The organism is Pantoea sp. FN0305, assembly GCF_050113845.1.
GTDB lineage: Bacteria > Pseudomonadota > Gammaproteobacteria > Enterobacterales > Enterobacteriaceae > Mixta > Mixta alhagi.
Genome location: NZ_JBNJSN010000002.1, coordinates 399074 through 418456 on the forward strand (window position 1 = coordinate 399074; position 19383 = coordinate 418456).

The following is a 19383-nucleotide window of genomic DNA, read 5'->3' on the forward strand; positions in this document are numbered from 1 at the left end:
GGGCTAAACTATTGCTGAATCAGAAAAGGAGAAGAGCATGAAATTAACCACTACGCCAACGCTGGAAGGACAAACGATCACTGAGTATTGCGGCGTCGTCACCGGCGAGGCCATTCTTGGGGCGAATATTTTCCGCGATTTCTTTGCCGGCATCCGCGATATTGTCGGCGGTCGTTCCGGCGCATATGAAAAAGAGTTGCGTAAGGCGCGTGAGATTGCTTTTGCAGAACTGGAGGCGCAGGCGAAGGCGCTGGGTGCGAATGCGGTGGTGGGTATCGATATTGATTATGAAACCGTGGGCAAAGACAGCAGCATGCTGATGGTCAGCGTCAGCGGTACGGCGGTTAAAACGCGGTGAAAGCGTATTTAGCGCTGCTCCTGACGCTGCTGTTAGCTGGCTGTACATCAGGCCTTGAGCAGCGTCAGGGCTATAGCGTGGATACCCGGCTGGCGGCACAGGGTGCCCGGCCCCGTGTGAAGGCGATTGTGATTCATTATACGGCGGAGGATTTCTCTTCTTCGCTGACGACGCTTACTGATAAAGAGGTGAGCGTGCATTATCTGATCCCGGCTCAGCCGCCGCTGCATCGTGGTACACCGCTTATCTGGCAGCTGGTGCCGGAACATGAACTGGCGTGGCACGCAGGGCCAAGCTACTGGCGCGGCGCCACGCGTCTTAACGATACCTCTGTAGGCATTGAACTGGTCAATCCCGGTTACCGCCTGACGGCGCAGGGGCGGCAGTTTTATCCCTTTGCCCCCGCGCAAATTGCCGCGCTGCTGCCGCTGTTGCGCGATTTAATCAGTCGTTATCATATTCAGCCGCAAAACATTGTGGGACACAGCGATATTGCGCCGCAGCGCAAACAGGATCCGGGACCACGATTTCCCTGGGCGCAACTGGCCGCGCAGGGTATTGGTGCCTGGCCGGATCCGCAGCGGGTAGAAGCGCTCTTACAGGGGCACGAACGCTTGCAGCCGGTGGCGCAGGATAGGTTGCTTGGTTTGCTGGCGCGCTATGGCTATGAGGTTAACGCGGCGGTGACGCCGGCGCAGCAGCAAAAGCTGATCGCGGCATTTCAGATGCATTTCCGACCCGCCAGCTATTCCGGGCGGGCTGATGCAGAAACGTGGGCGATCGCCCAGGCGCTGGTAGAGAAATATGGGCGCTGAGGCGATCGTGGGTGACTGGCGCTTACCGGGCGACGAGAAAGGCTTTCCACTGTTTTACTACCTGTTGCAGGGCGGCGCGATCCACATCCAGGTGGGTAACCAGTCGCGTAACCGGCCCCGCCGACAACAGAATATTGCGCGCCTGCATCCAGGCCTTTAACGGCGCAACCTGCTCTGGCGGCAGCTGTGCGAAAACCATATTGGTATGCTGGCTGACGTTAATATCCAGTTCGCCCAGCTGCTCCGCCAGCCAACGGGCGTTATCGTGATCCTCTTTAAGGCGCATCACATTATTTTCCAGCGCATAGAGTCCGGCCGCAGCCAAAATGCCCGCCTGGCGCATTCCGCCGCCGGTCATTTTACGCCAGCGCCGCGCCTGTTGAATATATTGCGCATCGCCGCACAGCAGCGAACCCACCGGCGCGCCTAATCCTTTCGACAGGCAGATCGTTAGCGTGTCGCAATAGCGGGCAAGGGATTCCAGCGGCAGATCAAGCGCCACGGCGGCATTGAAGATGCGGGCGCCATCAATGTGCAACGCCAGCTGATGCTCGCGTGTAAAGCGCCATGCCTCGGCCAGATAACCCACGGGCAACACTTTGCCGCCAAAAGTATTTTCCAGGCTTAACAGGCGCGTGCGGGCAAAGTGAATGTCGTCAGGCTTAATGGCTGCCGCAACCTTCTCCAGCGGTAGCGAGCCATCTTCCGCGGCCTCCAGCGGCTGAGGCTGAATGCTGCCCAGTACCGCCGCGCCGCCTGCTTCATATTTATAGTTATGCGCCTGCTGACCAACAATATATTCGTCGCCGCGCTGGCAATGAGTAAGCAGGGCGACCAGATTGGCCTGCGTGCCGGTAGGCAAAAACAGTGCGGCCTGTTTGCCGCTCAGCTGTGCGGCTTCTGCCTCCAGCGCGTTTACGGTGGGGTCGTCACCGTAAACGTCGTCGCCGGTACGGGCAGAGACCATGGCCGACAGCATCGCTGGCGATGGGCGGGTGACGGTATCGCTACGTAGATCTATCACTAAGAGGCTCCTTAAAAAAACGGGCACCTGTGTACCCGTAAAAAGTCATTAATGTTTTACCGTAGCCAGTTGGTTTTTGCCAGCTCGACGACTTCGTCGCCACGCCCGTTAATAATGGCGCGCAGCATATAGAGGCTAAAGCCTTTTGCCTGCTCCATTTTGATCTGCGGCGGCATCGCCAGCTCCTCTTTGGCAGTAATGACATCAAGCAGCACCGGACCATCATGGGCAAAGGCTTGTTCAATCGCGCTGTCCAGCTCCGAGGCCTTTTCCACCCGAATGCCTTTTACTCCACAGGCGTTGGCAATGGCGGCAAAATCGGGATTGTGCAAATCGGTGCCGTCGGTCAGGTAGCCGCCAGCCTTCATCTCCATTGCCACGAAGCCCAGCACGCTGTTATTAAATACCACCAGCTTAACCGGCAGTTTAAGCTGCGCGACGGAAATAAAGTCGCCCATTAACATACTGAAACCGCCATCGCCGCACATCGCTACCACCTGGCGCTTCCTGTCCAGCGCCTGAGCGCCCAGCGCCTGCGGCATGGCGTTAGCCATTGAGCCATGATTAAACGAGCCCAGCAGGCGGCGTTTGCCATTCATTGCCAGATAGCGTGCCGCCCATACCGTCGGCGTGCCCACATCGCAGGTAAAAATCGCATCCTCGCGTGCAAAATGGCTGAGTCGTTGCGCCAGATATTGCGGATGGATGGCCTGTTTATCATTGGGCTTCGCCAGATCGTCCAGATCTTTACGGGCGTTGGCGTAATGCTCCAGCGCGTTATCAAGAAAGGCGCGATCCTGTTTGTTTTGCAAACGCGGCAGCAGGGCTGACAGCGTCGCTTTCACGTCGCCAACCAGCGCCATATCCACATGGGAGTGCGCACCGATGCTACCGGGATTAATATCCAGTTGAATAATCTGCGCTTTTTCAGGATAGAAGGCGCGATAGGGGAATTGTGTACCCAGCAGCAACAGCGTGTCGGCATTCATCATGGCGTGATAGCCCGATGAGAAGCCGATCAGCCCGGTCATGCCGACGCTGTAAGGGTTGTCATACTCAATATACTCTTTGCCGCGCAGGGCATGAACCACCGGCGCTTTTAGCGTAGCGGCCAATTCAACGATCTGTTGATGCGCGCCTGCGCAACCGCTGCCGCACATCAGCGTGATATTTTTTGCACTGTTTAGCAGGGCAGCCAGCTTATCCAGTTCGCGCTCTGCAGGCTGGATAACTGGCTGCTGAGGTGAATACCAGGCGGATGACGCCTGTTCCGGCGCGGGCTTCAGCGCGATATCGCCGGGCAGTACAATCACTGAAACGCCGCGATTAAGAATGGCCTTACGCATGGCGATGCCCAATACCTGCGGCAGCTGTTCCGGATTGGAGATCAGCTCGCAGTAATGGCTGCATTCCCGGAAAAGTTCCTGAGGGTGGGTTTCCTGAAAATAACCGCTGCCGATTTCGCTTGAAGGAATATGAGCGGCGATTGCCAGTACCGGCACATGATTACGATGACAGTCAAACAGGCCGTTAATCAAATGCAGGTTGCCGGGCCCGCATGAGCCTGCGCAGACCGCCAGCTCGCCGCTGATTTGCGCCTCGGCGCCAGCGGCAAAAGCGGCGACCTCTTCATGACGTGTGGGCATCCATTCAATGGTGCCCATGCGATTCAGGCTGTCGCTCAGCCCGTTAAGGGAATCCCCGGTGACTCCCCAAATGCGTTTTACACCGGCGCTTTCCAGCGTTTTTGCCAGTAGCGCCGCAACGGTTTGCTTCATAGTGGTTCCTTACTGTGGTTGACCCATCATCCCGATGGGGGGATGTCAGACGATAAAAAGTCTAGTCAACGTCACGCAAAGCGGGGGAACCACGATGAAACCAGCTATTTCCGGGGTATCAGGCCAGCTCGATATTGCCCGCTGGCTGACAGCTACAGGCCAGTACGTAGCCTGCCGCGATCTCTTCTTCCGTCAGGCCAACCGTACTGCTGGTCTGATACTGGCCGCTGACCACGCGCGTTTTACAGCAGCCGCACACGCCAGCGCGGCAAACCGCCTCAACCGGCAGCTTATGCTGTTCCATTGCTGACAACAACGACCAGCCCGCCGGGAACGCCGCGTGCTGTAGCTGATGCGAAGCGCTGCTCAGGTGGTAACGTACGCCGTTATCCTCGACGTTATCAGGCGCGGCGGCGGTAAACTGCTCGCGCAATACATTGACTGCGCCCAGCGCGCGAGCGCTGTTTTCTGCCAGGTCCATATAGGGCTGCGGACCGCACATCATGACCGTACGCCGGGCAATATCCGGCACCTGCTGCGCCAGGATTTCTGCGGTTAGACGACCCTTCAGCATCTGCGCTTCCGGCTGCTGCTCAACAATAATCGTCAGCTTCAGCCACGGGCGCAGCGCCTGCAGTTCAGCGGCAAAAATTACATCCTGCGGCGAACGGACGCTGTAGATCAGATGTACATCGGTTTCCGGGCGATGGCTGTGCAGCCAGCGCGCCATTGACATCACTGGCGTGATACCGCAGCCCGCTGCCAGCAGCAGATAGTGCGAAGCAGGATGCTGTTCGCAGCTGAAGCTGCCCTGCGGATCGGATAACCAGACATAGTCGCCTGGCTTCACCTGACGGATAAGCCAGCCGGAACCTTTACCCTGCTCGATATAGCGAATCGTCAGGGTAATAAACTGGCTCTGGCCTGGGGTCGAAGACAGCGTATAAGCGCGGACTTCATCGCTGTTGCCGATGCGTACCAGCGCAAACTGGCCTGCCTGCCAGCGGTAAAAATCGTGATCGATCAGCGCCAGCGTCCAGACATCCGGCGTTTCCTGGGTAATATGGTGAACCTGCATGCGCCAGGGGCAAAGTGTGGTGGTGTTCATGGTTTACTCCTGTGGCGACAGAATTGCGGCAAGATCGTTTTCAACGGTGGTAACTGGCGTCATACCAAACTCTTTTTCCAGAATGGCAATCAGGTTATCGGTGAGAAACGCCGGTGCGGTCGGGCCGGTGCGGATATTTTTCACGCCGAGCGCCAGCAATGTCAGCAGCACCACAATCGCTTTTTGCTCGAACCAGGAGAGGATCAGCGACAGCGGCAGATCGTTAACCCCGCAGTTCAGTTTCTCCGCCAGCTTGACCGCCAGCACGATCGCGGCGTAGCTGTCATTACATTGACCCACATCCAGCAGGCGCGGCAGCCCCTCCAGCGTGCCGAAATCGAGCTTATTGAAGCGGTATTTACCACAGGCAAGCGTAAGGATCAGGCAGTCGTCCGGCACTGCCGTCGCCAAATCGGTATAGTAGCTGCGTTTGTCACGACTACCGTCACAGCCGCCAATCAGGAAGACGTGACGCAGTTTTTTCTGGGTAGCGAGTTCAATAATAGAATCACAGGCGTCCAGTAGCACGCGACGACCAAAGCCAACGGTAATTTCATGCGGAATTTCACTCCACGGGAAGCCTGCCATGGTTTGTGCCTGCGCAATCACCGGGGTGAAATCGTCGCCATCAAGATGGTTTACGCCCGGCCAGCCCACAATACTGCGCGTCCAGATACGCTGCTGATAATCACCCGGATTCGGATCGATAATACAGTTAGAGGTCATCACAATCGGGCCAGGGAAACGGGCAAACTCGCTTTGCTGGTTCTGCCAGCCGCTGCCGTAGTTACCCACCAGGTGAGGATATTTATTCAGCTCGGGATAGCCGTGCGCAGGCAGCATTTCGCCGTGGGTATAGACATTAATACCGGTGCCGACGGTTTGTTCCAGCAGCAGTTGCAGATCTTTCAGATCGTGGCCGGAAATCAGGATCGCCTTGCCCGCCACGGGACGCACGTTAACCTTAACCGGCTGCGGATCGCCGTAGGTGGTGGTTTGCGCTTCATCCAGCATCGCCATGATAGAGAAGTTCATTTTGCCGATATGCATCGCTTCCGCCAGCAGCGTCTCGATCTCGTTCGGACGCGTGCCGAGCCATGCCATGATCTGATGGTACTGATGATAGATTTCGTTATCGTAACGGCCATGCACGTGCGCATGTTCCATATAGGCGGCAGCGCCTTTCAGGCCATACAGGCAGAGCAGACGCAGGCCGACCACATCTTCATGATCGTCACCGGCATTCAGCGCAAACGCGTGAGCCTGCTGCAGTAAGACCTCGGCATCGCTGCCGTTCAGGCTCAGGTCACTTAGCGGATGCTGTGGTGCACCCAGACCCAGCACGGCACAGCGGGCTTTTAAATCATCGCGATAGCGTTGCGCCTGAATGGCGTAATCAATAATGCGACCGGAGTCAAAGTTAACGTTGGTCAGGGTGGAGAAAAAAGCGCGCGGCGCAAAACTGTCGATTTCATGATCGATAATGCTGTCGGTACGTGCGTGCAAAGCCCATGCGGAAAGGCTTTGTAACACGGCGATCAGCAAATCCTGTAAATCGGACGTTTGCGCAGTTTTACCACACATCCCCTGCGCCCAGGCGCAGCCGTTGCCCGCCGGAGTGCGAATCGTTTGCTCACATTGCACACAAAACATTCTGGTATCCCTTTATAAGATGTATTTTAAATAAAACTTTAAAGAGAAGGGGCGCTGGCAGGCAAGTGCAGGCTGAAATAATTGAAGCACGATTGATCTAAAGCAAAAAGAAAAGGGGAGGCGGCCTGGTTTTATGCCGCCATTTTGCTATGCAGAAAAGAGGGCGATCAGCACTGGCGCAGCCAGGCTAAGAATGAAGCCGTGTACAATTGCCGCGGGCACAATTTCAACGCCGCCGGCACGCTGCAAAACGGGAAGGGTGAAGTCCATAGAGGTTGCACCGCACAGCCCCAGCGCGCTGGAACGATGTTGACGGATCAGCAGCGGGATCAGCATTATTGCCACCAGTTCGCGCAGCAGATCGTTAAAAAACGCCGCGCTGCCGATAACCGGTCCGAAGTTTTCCGTCATTAAAATGCCAGAGAGCGAATACCAACCGTAGCCGCTGGCCAGCGCCAGGCCGGTTGTTAAGGGCAGGCCGAGCAACAGCGCTGCCAGTATACCGCCAGCAAACGCGCTTACGCAGACCACTACCGCGACCATCATCCCGCGCCGGTTCAGCACAATTTGCCGTAGCGTCATGCCGCTGCCGCGCAGCTGCAGACCAACCAGAAACAGCAACAGCAACAGGGCATATTCACTCGCCTGAGCGGCATGATGTAAAAATGCCCAGCCCGACAGGCCCAGCAGGAAGCCCAACATCACAACGCCCAGTAGTTTCAGCGATTCCAGCGCCATGTGAAGGCGCGACGGCAGCGCCTGCTGCTGCTGATGATGATGCTGCCAGGGACGACGCTTTTCTAACAGGCGCAGCGCGATTAGATTACAGGCCAAAATAGCCATCACGCTGACGCTGGCGATACGTAAAATAGCCAGCAGGTTTGCAGCCAGATTATCTAAAAACGCCAGGCTGATGCCCATAAAAAACAGAATAACGTAGACCATCCAACTCAGCAGGTGGTTAACCAGGCGTTGCAGGGCGGGGGATTTAAGCGGTAACAAATAGCCAATAACCAGCGGCAAAAGAATAATCAGCAGTCCTGAATACATATCCTTTAAAATCCATAAACAAATTTGAAGTACCTCACGCTAACCAAAAAAGGCAATAGGGTAAAGGCCGACGGGAAATTTGTTCGCTGCCGCTCTGACGAGCACACATCACGGGTAACGTTAAGCCATGTTTTTTCCCATAAGAGCTGTTTTATAACGTAAAAGCAAAATGGAGTGGCCTGGATTTAAAGTTGCATTTAAAATGCATCTTATAATTTCAGCAAAAGGTAAAAGCTATGTCGTTACGTACTACTTCTCTGGGCGAACTGGTTATTGCTATCCCAGGCTCAACCGCGCTGTTCCATAAATATCATCTCGATTTCTGCTGTGGCGGCAAACATACGCTGGAGGAGATGGCTGCCAAACGTCACCTGGATATTGAACAGCTTGAAACAGAATTACAGCAATTGATGCAGCAGGAAAGCAGCGAAGAAAACTGGCGTAACGCGCCGCTTGCCGACGTGATTAAACATATTATTGACCGTTACCACAACGTGCATCGTCAGCAGCTGCCCGATCTGATTATGATGGCGGAAAAGGTTGAGCGCGTGCATGGCGCAAAACCAGACTGTCCGCGTGGACTGGCCAGCACCCTGCAGGCGGTCTGGCAGCATCTCAGCGAGCATATGATGAAAGAAGAACGCGTGCTGTTTCCCATGATTGAGCAGGGAATGGGCGCGCATGCCGGCAACCCCATCGCCGTGATGGAGTTTGAACATAATGAAGCGGGCGAACAGCTGGAAATCATTAAATCTCTGACCAATAACCTCACTCCGCCCGAGGGTGCCTGCACCACCTGGCGCGCCCTGTATAGCGGCACAGACCAGTTTATTAAGGACCTGATGCAGCATATCCATCTGGAGAACAACCTGCTGTTCCCGCGGGCGCTGCGCGGCGAGTAAGGCCACACTGTCACCCGCTAAGGCCTGACGCAACGGCAGGCCTTTTCACGCTTTTTAACAGACAAACTAAAAAATTATGCGCTACAGCGGGTTAATGCCGCGAGGCACAAATGGTTTAGTGGGAAATTTTGCAGCCATTATTCTTGGCTGTGCGCTTCGGGCTACATCTGCGCCGCATTTCCTCTTTATGAGCGTTCAGCATGGTAAGCAGGGTTGAAAAATGCGTTGTCAGCCCCACCTGTATAAGGTGTCCAAAATGTTTAATAAAAATGCCAGCATCTGTCGCTGGCATTTTTTAGTCGGGTTGTACAGAATGTGTTAACACGGGTTCAGGCGTGGATACCTTCGACCGCCTCCACCGGAACAATAAGGCTGGCATGATTGCCTTTCGGTCCTTGATGAACGTCAAACTGCACCTGTTGCCCGGCTTTGAGCGTCCTGTATCCCTCCATCTGAATTGAGGAATAGTGGGCAAAGATATCATCGCCGCCGCCGATCGGGCAGATAAAGCCGAATCCTTTGGCATTGTTGAACCATTTAACGGTACCCTTCTCCATACTTCTGGTTCCCTCGCGAGACGTTTTTTTTACTAGGTAGGTGAGGTAAGGAAGCTGTAAGAGTTGTTTAAAACTCAATCAGCTTGTGCTTGTAGAATGTAGAGAAACAAGGGTAAGCGTCAAGCCATCGGCCGGTTCAGGCATTGATAAAATCGCTAAACTTTGAGGTAGTTAACGCTATTGCCAAATTTGTGATAGCGGTCGCGCCTGTAGCGCCGCGGAGAATTTTTACCCGCGCGAAGCCGGATGGCACGCGTGTTACACTGAATAATATGGCATGCGGCTTTCGTGCCAGTGCGCAACACAGATACGACGGAACATTATGGGAAACACTAACGACTGGCTTAACTTTGAACATCTTGCAGAAGAGAAACTGCGCGAAGGTCTCAAGCCGCCTTCGATGTATAAAGTTATACTCAACAATGACGATTACACTCCTATGGAATTTGTTATTGACGTTCTGCAAAAGTTCTTTTCTTATGATATTGAGCGTGCAACGCAACTGATGCTCAGAGTGCATTATCAGGGCAAAGCGATTTGCGGCGTGTTTACTGCCGAAGTGGCGGAAACCAAAGTGGCGCTGGTAAACCGCTATGCTAAAGAGCATGAGCATCCGTTGCTGTGTACGCTGGAAAAAGCCTGATCGGCGTTATGCTATTCCGGCATGAACCGTAGGGCGATAATTGGGGGAGGTGCCTAATGCTCAATCAAGAACTGGAACTCAGTTTAAACATGGCTTTCGCCAGAGCGCGTGAGCACCGTCATGAATTTATGACCGTCGAGCATCTGTTGCTGGCTTTGCTCAGCAACCCGTCGGCCAGAGAGGCACTGGAAGCCTGTACGGTGGATATAGTGGCTCTGCGCCAGGAGCTCGAAGCCTTCATCGAACAAACCACGCCGGTATTGCCGGTAACGGAAGAAGAGCGCGATACGCAACCGACGCTTAGCTTTCAACGTGTGTTGCAGCGTGCGGTTTTCCACGTTCAGTCGTCCGGACGCAGCGAAGTCTCGGGCGCAAACGTGCTGGTGGCCATTTTTAGCGAGCAGGAGTCCCAGGCGGCTTACCTGCTGCGCAAACATGAAGTCAGCCGTCTTGATGTGGTGAACTTTATTTCCCACGGGACGCGTAAAGATGAACCGGGCCAGGCGCAGGGGCCGGAGAATCAGATCAATGAAGAGCAGGCAGGCGGGGAGGAACGTATGGAAAACTTCACCACCAATCTTAACCAGCTTGCTCGCGTTGGCGGTATCGATCCGCTGATCGGCCGCGACAAGGAGCTGGAGCGTACCGTTCAGGTGCTCTGCCGTCGTCGGAAAAATAACCCGCTGCTGGTGGGCGAATCGGGCGTGGGTAAAACCGCTATCGCTGAAGGCCTCGCCTGGCGCATCGTGCAGGGTGACGTGCCGGAAATCATCAAAGACTGCACCATCTATTCTCTGGATATTGGTTCGCTGCTGGCCGGGACGAAATACCGCGGTGATTTTGAAAAACGCTTTAAGGCGCTGCTCAAACAGCTGGAACAGGATGAAAGCAGTATTCTGTTTATCGATGAGATCCATACTATCATCGGCGCAGGTGCGGCTTCCGGCGGTCAGGTTGATGCGGCGAATTTGATCAAACCGTTGCTGTCGAGTGGACGGATCCGCGTGATGGGTTCTACAACCTATCAAGAATTCAGCAATATCTTTGAGAAAGATCGTGCGCTGGCGCGTCGTTTCCAGAAAATTGACGTTACCGAGCCGAGCGTGGATGAAACGGTGCAGATCCTTAACGGTCTGAAACCGAAGTATGAAGCGCATCACGATGTCCGTTACACCGCCAAAGCGGTACGTGCCGCCGTTGAGCTGGCTGTAAAATATATCAACGATCGTCACCTGCCGGATAAGGCAATTGATGTTATTGATGAAGCTGGCGCACGCAGCCGACTGATGCCGGTCAGCAAGCGTAAGAAAACCGTTAACGTGGCGGATATTGAGTCGGTAGTGGCGCGTATTGCCCGCATTCCGGAGAAAAGCGTTTCTGCAACCGATCGCGATACGCTGAGAAGCCTTGGCGAGCGGCTGAAAATGCTGGTGTTTGGCCAGGATAAAGCGATTGAAGCATTAACCGAGGCGATCAAAATGAGCCGCGCCGGGCTGGGACATGAACGTAAACCGGTGGGTTCATTCCTGTTTGCCGGCCCTACCGGGGTAGGTAAAACCGAAGTGACGGTGCAGCTGGCGAAGGCGCTGGGCATTGAACTGCTGCGCTTTGACATGTCCGAGTATATGGAACGTCATACCGTAAGCCGCCTGATCGGTGCGCCTCCGGGCTACGTTGGCTTTGATCAGGGTGGTTTGCTGACCGATGCGGTGATCAAGCATCCTCATGCCGTGGTGCTGTTGGATGAAATTGAGAAAGCGCATCCGGATGTCTTTAACCTGCTGCTGCAGGTAATGGACAACGGAATGCTGACCGATAACAATGGCCGCAAAGCGGATTTCCGCAACGTGGTTCTGGTAATGACCACCAACGCTGGCGTGCGTGAAACCGAGCGTAAATCCATTGGTCTTATCCATCAGGATAACAGTACCGATGCGATGGAAGAGATCAAAAAGATCTTTACGCCGGAGTTCCGTAACCGCCTTGATAACATTATCTGGTTTGATCACCTTTCTGCTGAAGTTATTCACCAGGTGGTGGACAAATTCATCGTGGAACTGCAGGCCCAGTTGGACGCCAAAGGCGTTTCACTGGAAGTCAGCGACGAAGCGCGTGAATGGCTGGCAGAGAAAGGTTATGACAAAGCGATGGGTGCACGTCCAATGGCGCGTACCGTGCAGGAAAACCTGAAAAAACCGTTGGCTAACGAACTGCTGTTTGGTTCGCTGGTGGATGGCGGATCGGTATCGGTCACGCTGGATAAAGAGAAAAATCAGCTGGCTTACCATTTTGTTAGCGCTGAGAAGCGCAAAACGGAAGGCTCAGTGCAATAAGCGCAGCAGAAAAGCAAAAGGCCGGATTAATCCGGCCTTTTTTATCAGCGTATCGTTATTAACAACAGAGCACGCATTGATGCATCGTAAAAGCAAAAGGCCAGATTATCTGGCCTTTGTTAACAGTCAGGCGTTAATGTCAGATTAACGCAGAGCTTTATTAACGACTACGGAAGACAATGCGGCCTTTGCTCAGGTCGTACGGGGTCAGCTCAACAGTGACTTTGTCGCCCGTCAGAATGCGGATGTAGTTTTTGCGCATTTTACCGGAGATATGGGCGGTAACCACGTGTCCGTTTTCTAATTCCACGCGGAACATGGTGTTAGGTAACGTATCAAGTACGGTACCCTGCATTTCAATATTGTCTTCTTTGGCCATCGAATCCTCTGGGTGGACTTCCAAGTTTTGAACCGGCAAGATAATGCCGAATTCCACGAATTATGTAAAGAATTGTTGGTTATTATACCAACGCCCGCATGCACCTGTAGCGCAGCATACAAGCATAACTTTCGTCGTCTGATGACAGTGACGTTAGCGAGGGGGAATAGCGGCTAAGAATCCATTAACCGGCCACAGCCAGAAAACAGTTCTGAAGATGCGTGGTGATTCCCAGCCTGGTAATTCCGATGCGCTTACGCAATAAACGGACGACATACCAAACTTTCCTATTATACCACTATTCCTCACCGTTGCGTGTAAAACATCGGTTCAGGGGCAAAAAGCGTATCTGTACACCAGCAGGCCTCGTTCACCGACGCATTCCCCAGGCGACTCAGCGCCAGCAAATAATCGGTACGTGCAATCTCTGTAGCCCCAAGCGATGCGGTATGCGGATTTAATACCTGGCAATCGATCAGCTGGCCGCCATGTTGGGAAAAATGTTGGCAAAATACCAGCAGCGCGGTTTTTGATGCGTTTTCACTCCGGCTAAACATCGACTCGCCGCAAAAGAGTTGTCCCAGCGCCAGGCCATACATGCCGCCAACCAGTTCCCGATCGCACCAGACTTCGATCGAGTGTGCATGACCCAGATCGTACAGACGCCACCAGGCGCGTTTTACCTCCGGCGTGATCCAGGTTCCCTCGTTACGATCGCTGGCGCAACCTTCTACTACCTCAGCAAACGCACGGTTCATGGTGACGCGATAGGGCGAGCGTCGGTGAAAACGCTTCATGCTGCGGCTGCAATGAAACGCATCCGGGATTAATACCGCACGCGGATCGGGCGACCACCATAAAATAGGATCGCCTGGCGAAAACCAGGGGAAAATCCCCCGGTAGTAGGCATTGAGTAAACGTGCAGGGCTAAGGTCGCCGCCCATAGCCAGCAGGCCATTTGGTTCACGCAGCGCCATTTCCGGCGGCGGAAAGTTAAGCGATTCACGTGACAACTGAATCAGTCGCATTTCTCGAAAGCCCCGCAGTTTAAGAAGCTATGACTATAGCGTAAACCGCTGCTGAAAATGCCAGTAGCGTCCGCCTTTTGCAATTAATTCCACATGCGTTCCCTGCTCAATGATCTCACCCTGATCCATAACGTAAATCCGATCGACTTTGTCCAGCCCCTGCAGGCGATGGGTAACCATTATCACCGTTTTGTCGGCGGTAACCTGAGCCAGCAGGGCAAGAATATGCCGTTCTGTTTCCGCATCCAGACCTTCGGTGGGTTCATCAAGCAACATTATTGGCCCATTGTGCAGCAGCGCCCGGGCAATAGCCAGACGACGTAATTCACCGCCAGAAAGCTGTCGGCCGCCTTCGCCCAGCCAGGCGTTTAGCCCCTCGCCGTCCAGCAGCTTTTCCAGACCCACCTGTTCCAGTATGGCGCACAGAGCCCGATCGCTGCTCTCCGGCGCAGCCAGTAATAAGTTATCGCGTAATGTCTGGTTAAACAGGTGAACCCGCTGACTGACCACGCTAACAGCGGCGCGTAAAGCTGGTTCGCTCCATTGACGTAGCGGGAGGCCCTGTAGCCAAATCTCACCCTGCTGCGCATCCCATGCTCGCGTTAACAGCTGTAGCAGCGTGCTTTTGCCGCAGCCGGTAGGGCCGAGCAGCGCAATGGTTTCACCGGCGTTAACCTGGAGCGACAGGCGCTGCAGGGCAGGGGAAACCGCATCCGGATATGAGAAGGTAACCTGTTCTAACGCCAGCGAGCCAGGCGCAGGAAGATCGTCGCGTTGCTCAGAGGGGAATTCCACGGCGGGCGAGCGATCGATAATCTGGCTGATACGCTCAGCAGAGGCAAAAACCTGCCCAAGATGTTGGAAGGCCATACCCACCGGTGCTAACGCTTCGAACGCCGCCAGAGTGCAAAAAACCAGCAGAGCAATCAAGGCGCCAGGCTGCGGCCAGTGGCCTACGCCGCCAGCGCTGAGCCAGAGCATCAACGTTACCGCCGCGCCGCTGATCAGCAGCAGCAGCGCTTGTGACAGGCCGGTCAGGCTGGCCTGCCTGCGCTGCGCCTGTTGCCAACGCTGTTCCACTAAATCCAGCTGCGCGCGCCAGGCTTCAACGCTGCCATACAGTGAAAGCTCTGCCTGCGCCTGCAGCCAGTGAGTCAGTTGCTGGCGATAACGTGCACGCTCGGCGGTAATGATCTCGCCAGCGGGACGTCCGGCGCGATAAAACAGCGGCGGCAGCAGCAGCAGCGTCAGCAGCATAATGGCACCCAGCGTCAACGCCAGCGAGACATCCAGCCAGCATAACCCCAGCGTCACCACGATAATCACTATCAGCGCGCCGCAGAGCGGCGAAATTAGCCTGAGATAGAGATGATCGAGCGTATCGACATCGGCAACAAAGCGGTTAAGTAAGTCGCCCTGGCGCAGGTGGGTAAGCCCTGCAGGCGAGAGCGGCATTAGTCGACGAAAAGTAAAAACACGCAGATGTTGTAGCACGCGAAATGTCCCGTCATGACTGACCAGACGTTCAAAATAGCGCGCAACGGTGCGGATGATAGCCGCGCCGCGTACGCCCGCAGCGGGCAGCATATAGTTAAAGCTGTAGAGCCCCGCCGTGCCTGCCAGCGATGAAGCCGCGAGAAACCATCCTGAAAGCGTGAGCAGTCCTGTGCTGGCTAATAACGTCACGATAGCTAATAACGCCCCCAACAACAGACGCCAGCAATGACGGCGATAGAGCCGCAGAAAAGGTTGTAGTTTCGCCATCAGGCTATATCTCCCTGACGATGGGTCAGCAGCGTGGCAAAGGGGCCCGGCTGACTGGTAAGCTGCTGCCAGCTGCCCTGTTGAATAAGTTGACCATCCCGCATCACCCAAATTTCATCCCACTGCGCCAGCTCATTTAGCTGATGCGTTACCAACAGGGTGGTTTGTTGCTGTGATGCGGCCAACAGCGCCCGCATGACATGCTGCTCACTACGCGCGTCCAGGCTGGCACCCGGTTCATCCAGCAATAACAGCTGACGAGGTTTTAGCAGCGCCCGCGCTACGGCAATCCGCTGCGCCTGTCCCACCGACAGGCCGGCAGCCTGATCGCCCATCTCGTGCTCCAGCCCCAGCGGCAGACGGCAAAGAAACTCATCAACACCAGCTAACGTCAGTATCTCCTGTAAACGTGCCGCCGATACTCTCTGACCGTTGATTATATTCTCACGAACCGTACGTTCCGGCAGATGAGGATTTTGACCTACCCAGGCCAGAAGCTGATGCCAGTCGCGACGTGGAAGATCCCGTAGCTCATAGCCGTTAATCCGTAAGGAGCCCTGATAAGGCAGGAAGCCCAGCAGCGCATTGATCAGCGAGCTTTTCCCCGCGCCGCTTTGACCCACCAGCGCTACACGTCTGCCTGGCGACAAAGAGAAATCGAGCGGGCCAGCGAGCAAGGTTCCGTTCGGGGCCATAATCATCAGCCCGCGGGCGTCGATTTGCAGCGGTCGATCGGGCGAAAATCCAGGTTTGCCCCTGGCTGACGTGACCTCTGGTTGGGAGGAGAGGAAAGCGTGCAGCGCATCGGCTGCACCCACCGCCTGAGCTTTGGCATGATAAAACGTGCCTAAATCGCGCAGCGGCTGAAAAAATTCCGGTGCCAGAATCAAGGCCAAAAAGCCGGCAAACAGAGTGATGCTGGTACCGTAGTGACCAAAATTCAGCTCGCCTAAATAGGAGAAGCCAAAATAGACGGCGACAATGGCAATAGAGACAGAAGCGAAAAATTCCAGCACCGCCGAAGAGAGAAAAGCCAGCCTGAGGACTTCCATAGTGCGCTGCCGAAAATCTTCGGAAGCGGCAGCAATGGTGCGCGTTTCCGCCGCGCCGCGATGAAACAGACGCAGCGTATCCAGGCCACGCAGCCGATCGAGAAAATCACCGCTAAGCCGCGCCAGCGCAAGAAAATTACGCCGATTTGCATCGGCGGCCCCCATTCCCACCAACGCCATAAACAGCGGAATGAGCGGAGCCGTGGCCAACAAAATCAGTCCGGCGGCCCAGTTCACCGGGAAAATCACCAGCAGGATCAGACCGGGAATAAGCACAGCTAACGTCATCTGCGGCAGATAACGCGCATAATAGTCCTGCATCTCTTCCGTCTGCTCCAGCAGCAGGCTGGCCCAGCTGCCGACCGGCTTCTCCTGTATCCAGGCGGGGCCTGACTGCTGTAAACGGTCAAGCACCTGTTTGCGCAGGGCACGTCGTATCTGTTCTCCCGCCCGATAGCCCGCCTGTTCGCGAAGCCAACTCAGCAAGGCGCGTACCGCGAAACAGAGCAGCAACAGAAATAGAGTGGAAAGCCATTGCGCACGCGGCTGCTGTTCGCTAATCAAATGATGCATCAGGGTGGCCAGCAGCCATGCCTGGGCGATGATCAGCAGGGCGCTTGCCAGGCCCAGCAGCGTAGAAAGGGTTGTCCAGGGGCGGGCACAGACACGCTGCTGGCGCAGCCAGCGGGTGAGTTGTTGTTGACGTTTCTTTTCCATCCGGGGCCGTTTCTCAAGAAGAACAGGCTGGCCGATATCGCCAGGGAATATGCCAGTAGAGGCGCAGGCAATGTAGCATGGCAGAAAGAAAAAAGGCGACAGTTGAACTGTCGCCTCAGAAAAATAAGATCAGTTAATTAACAACTTACTTATCGTTTTTAACCAGACCATCTAAATAACGTTCCGCATCCAGCGCTGCCATACAGCCCGTACCGGCAGAGGTAATTGCCTGACGATAGGTATGATCCATCACATCGCCAGCTGCAAATACGCCTGGGATGCTGGTCTGCGTGGCGTTGCCCTGCAAACCTGACAGCACTTTAATATAGCCATCTTCCAGCTCCAGCTGTCCGGCGAAAATAGCGGTATTCGGGCTGTGCCCGATAGCGATAAACAGGCCAGCGACATCCAGCTCTTCCGTGATTTCGCTGTTCTGCGCGCCACGCAGACGCACGCCAGTCACGCCCATTTGATCGCCCAGCACTTCGTCCAGCTCGCGATGGGTGTGCAGCACGATATTGCCGCTGCTGACTTTTTCCATCAGGCGATTGATCAAGATCTTCTCGGCGCGGAAAGTCTCGCGACGGTGAATCAAATGAACTTCAGAGGCGATATTAGAGAGATATAGCGCTTCTTCAACAGCGGTATTGCCGCCGCCCACGACGGCAACTTTCTGCTTACGATAGAAGAACCCGTCACAGGTTGCACAGGCGGAGACGCCTTTACCCTTGAACGCTTCTTCGGAAGGCAGGCCCAGATAACGGGCGGAAGCGCCGGTAGCGATGATCAGCGCATCGGCAGTATATTCGCCGCTGTCGCCAACCAGACGAAACGGACGATTTTGCAAATCAACCGTATGGATATGATCAAAGATGATTTCGGTATTAAATTTCAACGCATGCTCATGCATACGTTCCATTAACCGCGGACCAGTTAGATCCTCAGGATCGCCAGGCCAGTTCTCAACGTCGGTAGTGGTAGTTAGCTGGCCGCCTTTTTCCAGGCCGGTAATCATTACCGGATTCAGATTAGCGCGTGCAGCGTAGACGGCTGCGGTATAGCCCGCCGGACCAGAGCCCAGAATAAGCAATTTACTGTGTTTGGCCGTGCCCATGAGATCCTCATTAGTTAACTGGCAACATGGAGCCAGATTGTAGGGAATTTAATGACGCAAAAAAAGCGTTCTGCGATTTTGTTAACAATTGATGCAACAGGTTTCACCGATAACGCGGGGCAGGGAAGAAAGGCCGGCGTAAAAAAGCTTCACAGCAAATAAATTGCAGGCAAAACGCCCAAAATATCCGGTTAAAAATGGCGGTACGCGCCACGGGCTGGCATGTTCTCCTGATTTTCAATGTTTTGCTTTGACAATCGCCTGCGCTTTTGCGAAAACATTGTGGGAAGCAGAGAATATTTGAGCTATGTAAACAGAGTTTCGTACCAGCTTTTGCGTACAACGCCGAATAAACTCAGTCTGTCATTCGTAATGACGCATGGTGTGGACAGACAGCATGCGTCATGCGGATGGGCGCTGCAATAGCAACAGGCTCTATGTCTTCACTGACGAAAGACCCTGTACATTGATTTCGTTCAGGGTATGGCAGGTAAAGGGAAGGAATGAAGAGAGACAATAATAATGGTAGACAATAAAAAACGCCCCGGAAAAGACCTCGACAGAATAGACAGAAATATCCTGAATGAACTGCAGAAGGATGGTCGTATTTCTAACGTGGAGCTTTCAAAACGCGTTGGCTTATCGCCCACGCCATGCCTTGAACGCGTACGCCGCCTGGAACGTCAGGGCTTTATTCTGGGCTATACCGCGTTGCTCAATCCTCACTATCTTGACGCATCATTGCTGGTTTTCGTTGAGATTACTCTGAATCGCGGTGCGCCGGATGTGTTTGAACAATTTAACGCCGCCGTGCAAAAACTTGAGGAAACTCAAGAGTGTCACCTTGTTTCCGGTGATTTTGACTACCTGTTGAAAACCCGCGTGCCGGACATGTCTGCCTACCGTAAACTGCTGGGTGAAACCCTGCTGCGCCTGCCGGGCGTTAACGATACGCGGACTTATGTGGTGATGGAAGAAGTCAAACAGAGTAACCGTTTGGTTATTAAGACGCGATAACACAGGACAGGTGCAAAACCTGGTGGTATTCGGTACACTCCTGTGAATTCATACAGGCACAGCGTCGGGTAGCCCGGCGCTGTTTCCTTCA

The 19383-nt window shown here is 54.5% G+C and carries 17 protein-coding genes; 6 read left to right on the plus strand and 11 right to left on the minus strand.

All coding sequences use genetic code 11. The features are described from left to right. Nucleotides 1–37: 37 nt before the first annotated feature. Nucleotides 38–358 carry a heavy metal-binding domain-containing protein gene (locus ACQE3Y_RS05990; RefSeq protein ID WP_085067447.1) on the plus strand — a complete coding sequence of 107 codons (321 nt, stop codon included), beginning with the start codon at nt 38–40 and terminating at the stop codon, nt 356–358. Continuing rightward, the gene (locus ACQE3Y_RS05995; RefSeq protein ID WP_426974220.1) at nt 355–1173 is read left to right on the plus strand and encodes an N-acetylmuramoyl-L-alanine amidase; all 819 of its coding nucleotides are present in this window, start codon (nt 355–357) and stop codon (nt 1171–1173) included. Before ACQE3Y_RS05990 ends, ACQE3Y_RS05995 begins: the two co-directional genes overlap by 4 nt. 22 nt (nt 1174–1195) lie before the next feature. Here the strand turns inward: ACQE3Y_RS05995 and ltaE are convergent, their stop codons facing one another. From ltaE to ACQE3Y_RS06020, 5 genes are all read right to left on the minus strand, one after another. Next, a complete protein-coding gene (gene ltaE / locus ACQE3Y_RS06000) occupies nt 1196–2197 on the minus strand; it encodes a low-specificity L-threonine aldolase (RefSeq protein ID WP_426974221.1) in 1002 nt (333 codons plus the stop codon). 56 nt (nt 2198–2253) lie between these two features. Continuing rightward, nucleotides 2254–3975 (minus strand): ubiquinone-dependent pyruvate dehydrogenase, encoded by a 1722-nt coding sequence (gene poxB / locus ACQE3Y_RS06005; RefSeq protein WP_426981077.1) that lies wholly within the window; start codon nt 3973–3975, stop codon nt 2254–2256. 118 nt (nt 3976–4093) lie between these two features. Then, a complete protein-coding gene (hcr, locus tag ACQE3Y_RS06010; protein ID WP_426981078.1) occupies nt 4094–5083 on the minus strand; it encodes an NADH oxidoreductase in 990 nt (329 codons plus the stop codon). A gap of 3 nt (nt 5084–5086) precedes the next feature. Next, the gene (hcp, locus tag ACQE3Y_RS06015; protein WP_426981079.1) at nt 5087–6736 is read right to left on the minus strand and encodes a hydroxylamine reductase; all 1650 of its coding nucleotides are present in this window, start codon (nt 6734–6736) and stop codon (nt 5087–5089) included. A gap of 147 nt (nt 6737–6883) precedes the next feature. Next, the gene (locus ACQE3Y_RS06020) at nt 6884–7786 is read right to left on the minus strand and encodes a lysine exporter LysO family protein (RefSeq protein ID WP_426974225.1); all 903 of its coding nucleotides are present in this window, start codon (nt 7784–7786) and stop codon (nt 6884–6886) included. Between the two features lie 236 nt (nt 7787–8022). Here ACQE3Y_RS06020 and ytfE point away from each other — a divergent pair, with 236 nt between their 5' ends. Further along, on the plus strand, nt 8023–8688 hold the full coding sequence (gene ytfE / locus ACQE3Y_RS06025) for an iron-sulfur cluster repair protein YtfE (protein ID WP_426974226.1): 666 nt from the start codon (nt 8023–8025) through the stop codon (nt 8686–8688). A gap of 329 nt (nt 8689–9017) precedes the next feature. On the opposite strand, the gene cspD is transcribed toward ytfE, so the two are convergent. Next, entirely contained in the window at nt 9018–9245 is a 228-nt protein-coding gene (gene cspD / locus ACQE3Y_RS06030) for a cold shock-like protein CspD (protein ID WP_085067439.1), read from the minus strand. A 322-nt stretch (nt 9246–9567) separates the two neighbouring features. Between cspD and clpS the strand changes: the two genes are divergently transcribed. Next, the gene (gene clpS / locus ACQE3Y_RS06035; RefSeq protein WP_085067438.1) at nt 9568–9888 is read left to right on the plus strand and encodes an ATP-dependent Clp protease adapter ClpS; all 321 of its coding nucleotides are present in this window, start codon (nt 9568–9570) and stop codon (nt 9886–9888) included. A gap of 56 nt (nt 9889–9944) precedes the next feature. Continuing rightward, nucleotides 9945–12221 (plus strand): ATP-dependent Clp protease ATP-binding subunit ClpA, encoded by a 2277-nt coding sequence (clpA, locus tag ACQE3Y_RS06040; RefSeq protein ID WP_250652249.1) that lies wholly within the window; start codon nt 9945–9947, stop codon nt 12219–12221. Between the two features lie 160 nt (nt 12222–12381). Here clpA and infA read toward each other — a convergent pair whose 3' ends face one another. From infA to trxB, 5 genes are all read right to left on the minus strand, one after another. Beyond that, nucleotides 12382–12600 (minus strand): translation initiation factor IF-1, encoded by a 219-nt coding sequence (gene infA, locus ACQE3Y_RS06045; RefSeq protein WP_002211347.1) that lies wholly within the window; start codon nt 12598–12600, stop codon nt 12382–12384. A gap of 305 nt (nt 12601–12905) precedes the next feature. Continuing rightward, nucleotides 12906–13628, minus strand: coding sequence for a leucyl/phenylalanyl-tRNA--protein transferase (gene aat, locus ACQE3Y_RS06050; protein ID WP_426974227.1), 723 nt, complete (start codon nt 13626–13628; stop codon nt 12906–12908). A gap of 33 nt (nt 13629–13661) precedes the next feature. Continuing rightward, on the minus strand, nt 13662–15392 hold the full coding sequence (cydC, locus tag ACQE3Y_RS06055; RefSeq protein ID WP_426974228.1) for a heme ABC transporter ATP-binding protein/permease CydC: 1731 nt from the start codon (nt 15390–15392) through the stop codon (nt 13662–13664). Beyond that, nucleotides 15392–17161 (minus strand): heme ABC transporter permease/ATP-binding protein CydD, encoded by a 1770-nt coding sequence (gene cydD / locus ACQE3Y_RS06060; RefSeq protein WP_426981080.1) that lies wholly within the window; start codon nt 17159–17161, stop codon nt 15392–15394. The genes cydC and cydD overlap by 1 nt, the downstream gene beginning before the upstream one ends. Before the next feature lie 145 nt (nt 17162–17306). Continuing rightward, nucleotides 17307–18275, minus strand: a complete 969-nt coding sequence (gene trxB / locus ACQE3Y_RS06065) for a thioredoxin-disulfide reductase (RefSeq protein ID WP_426981081.1) — start codon at nt 18273–18275, stop codon at nt 17307–17309. 522 nt (nt 18276–18797) lie between these two features. On the opposite strand from trxB, the gene lrp reads away from it, so the two are divergent. Further along, a complete protein-coding gene (lrp, locus tag ACQE3Y_RS06070) occupies nt 18798–19292 on the plus strand; it encodes a leucine-responsive transcriptional regulator Lrp (RefSeq protein ID WP_017347019.1) in 495 nt (164 codons plus the stop codon). Nucleotides 19293–19383 lie beyond the last annotated feature (91 nt).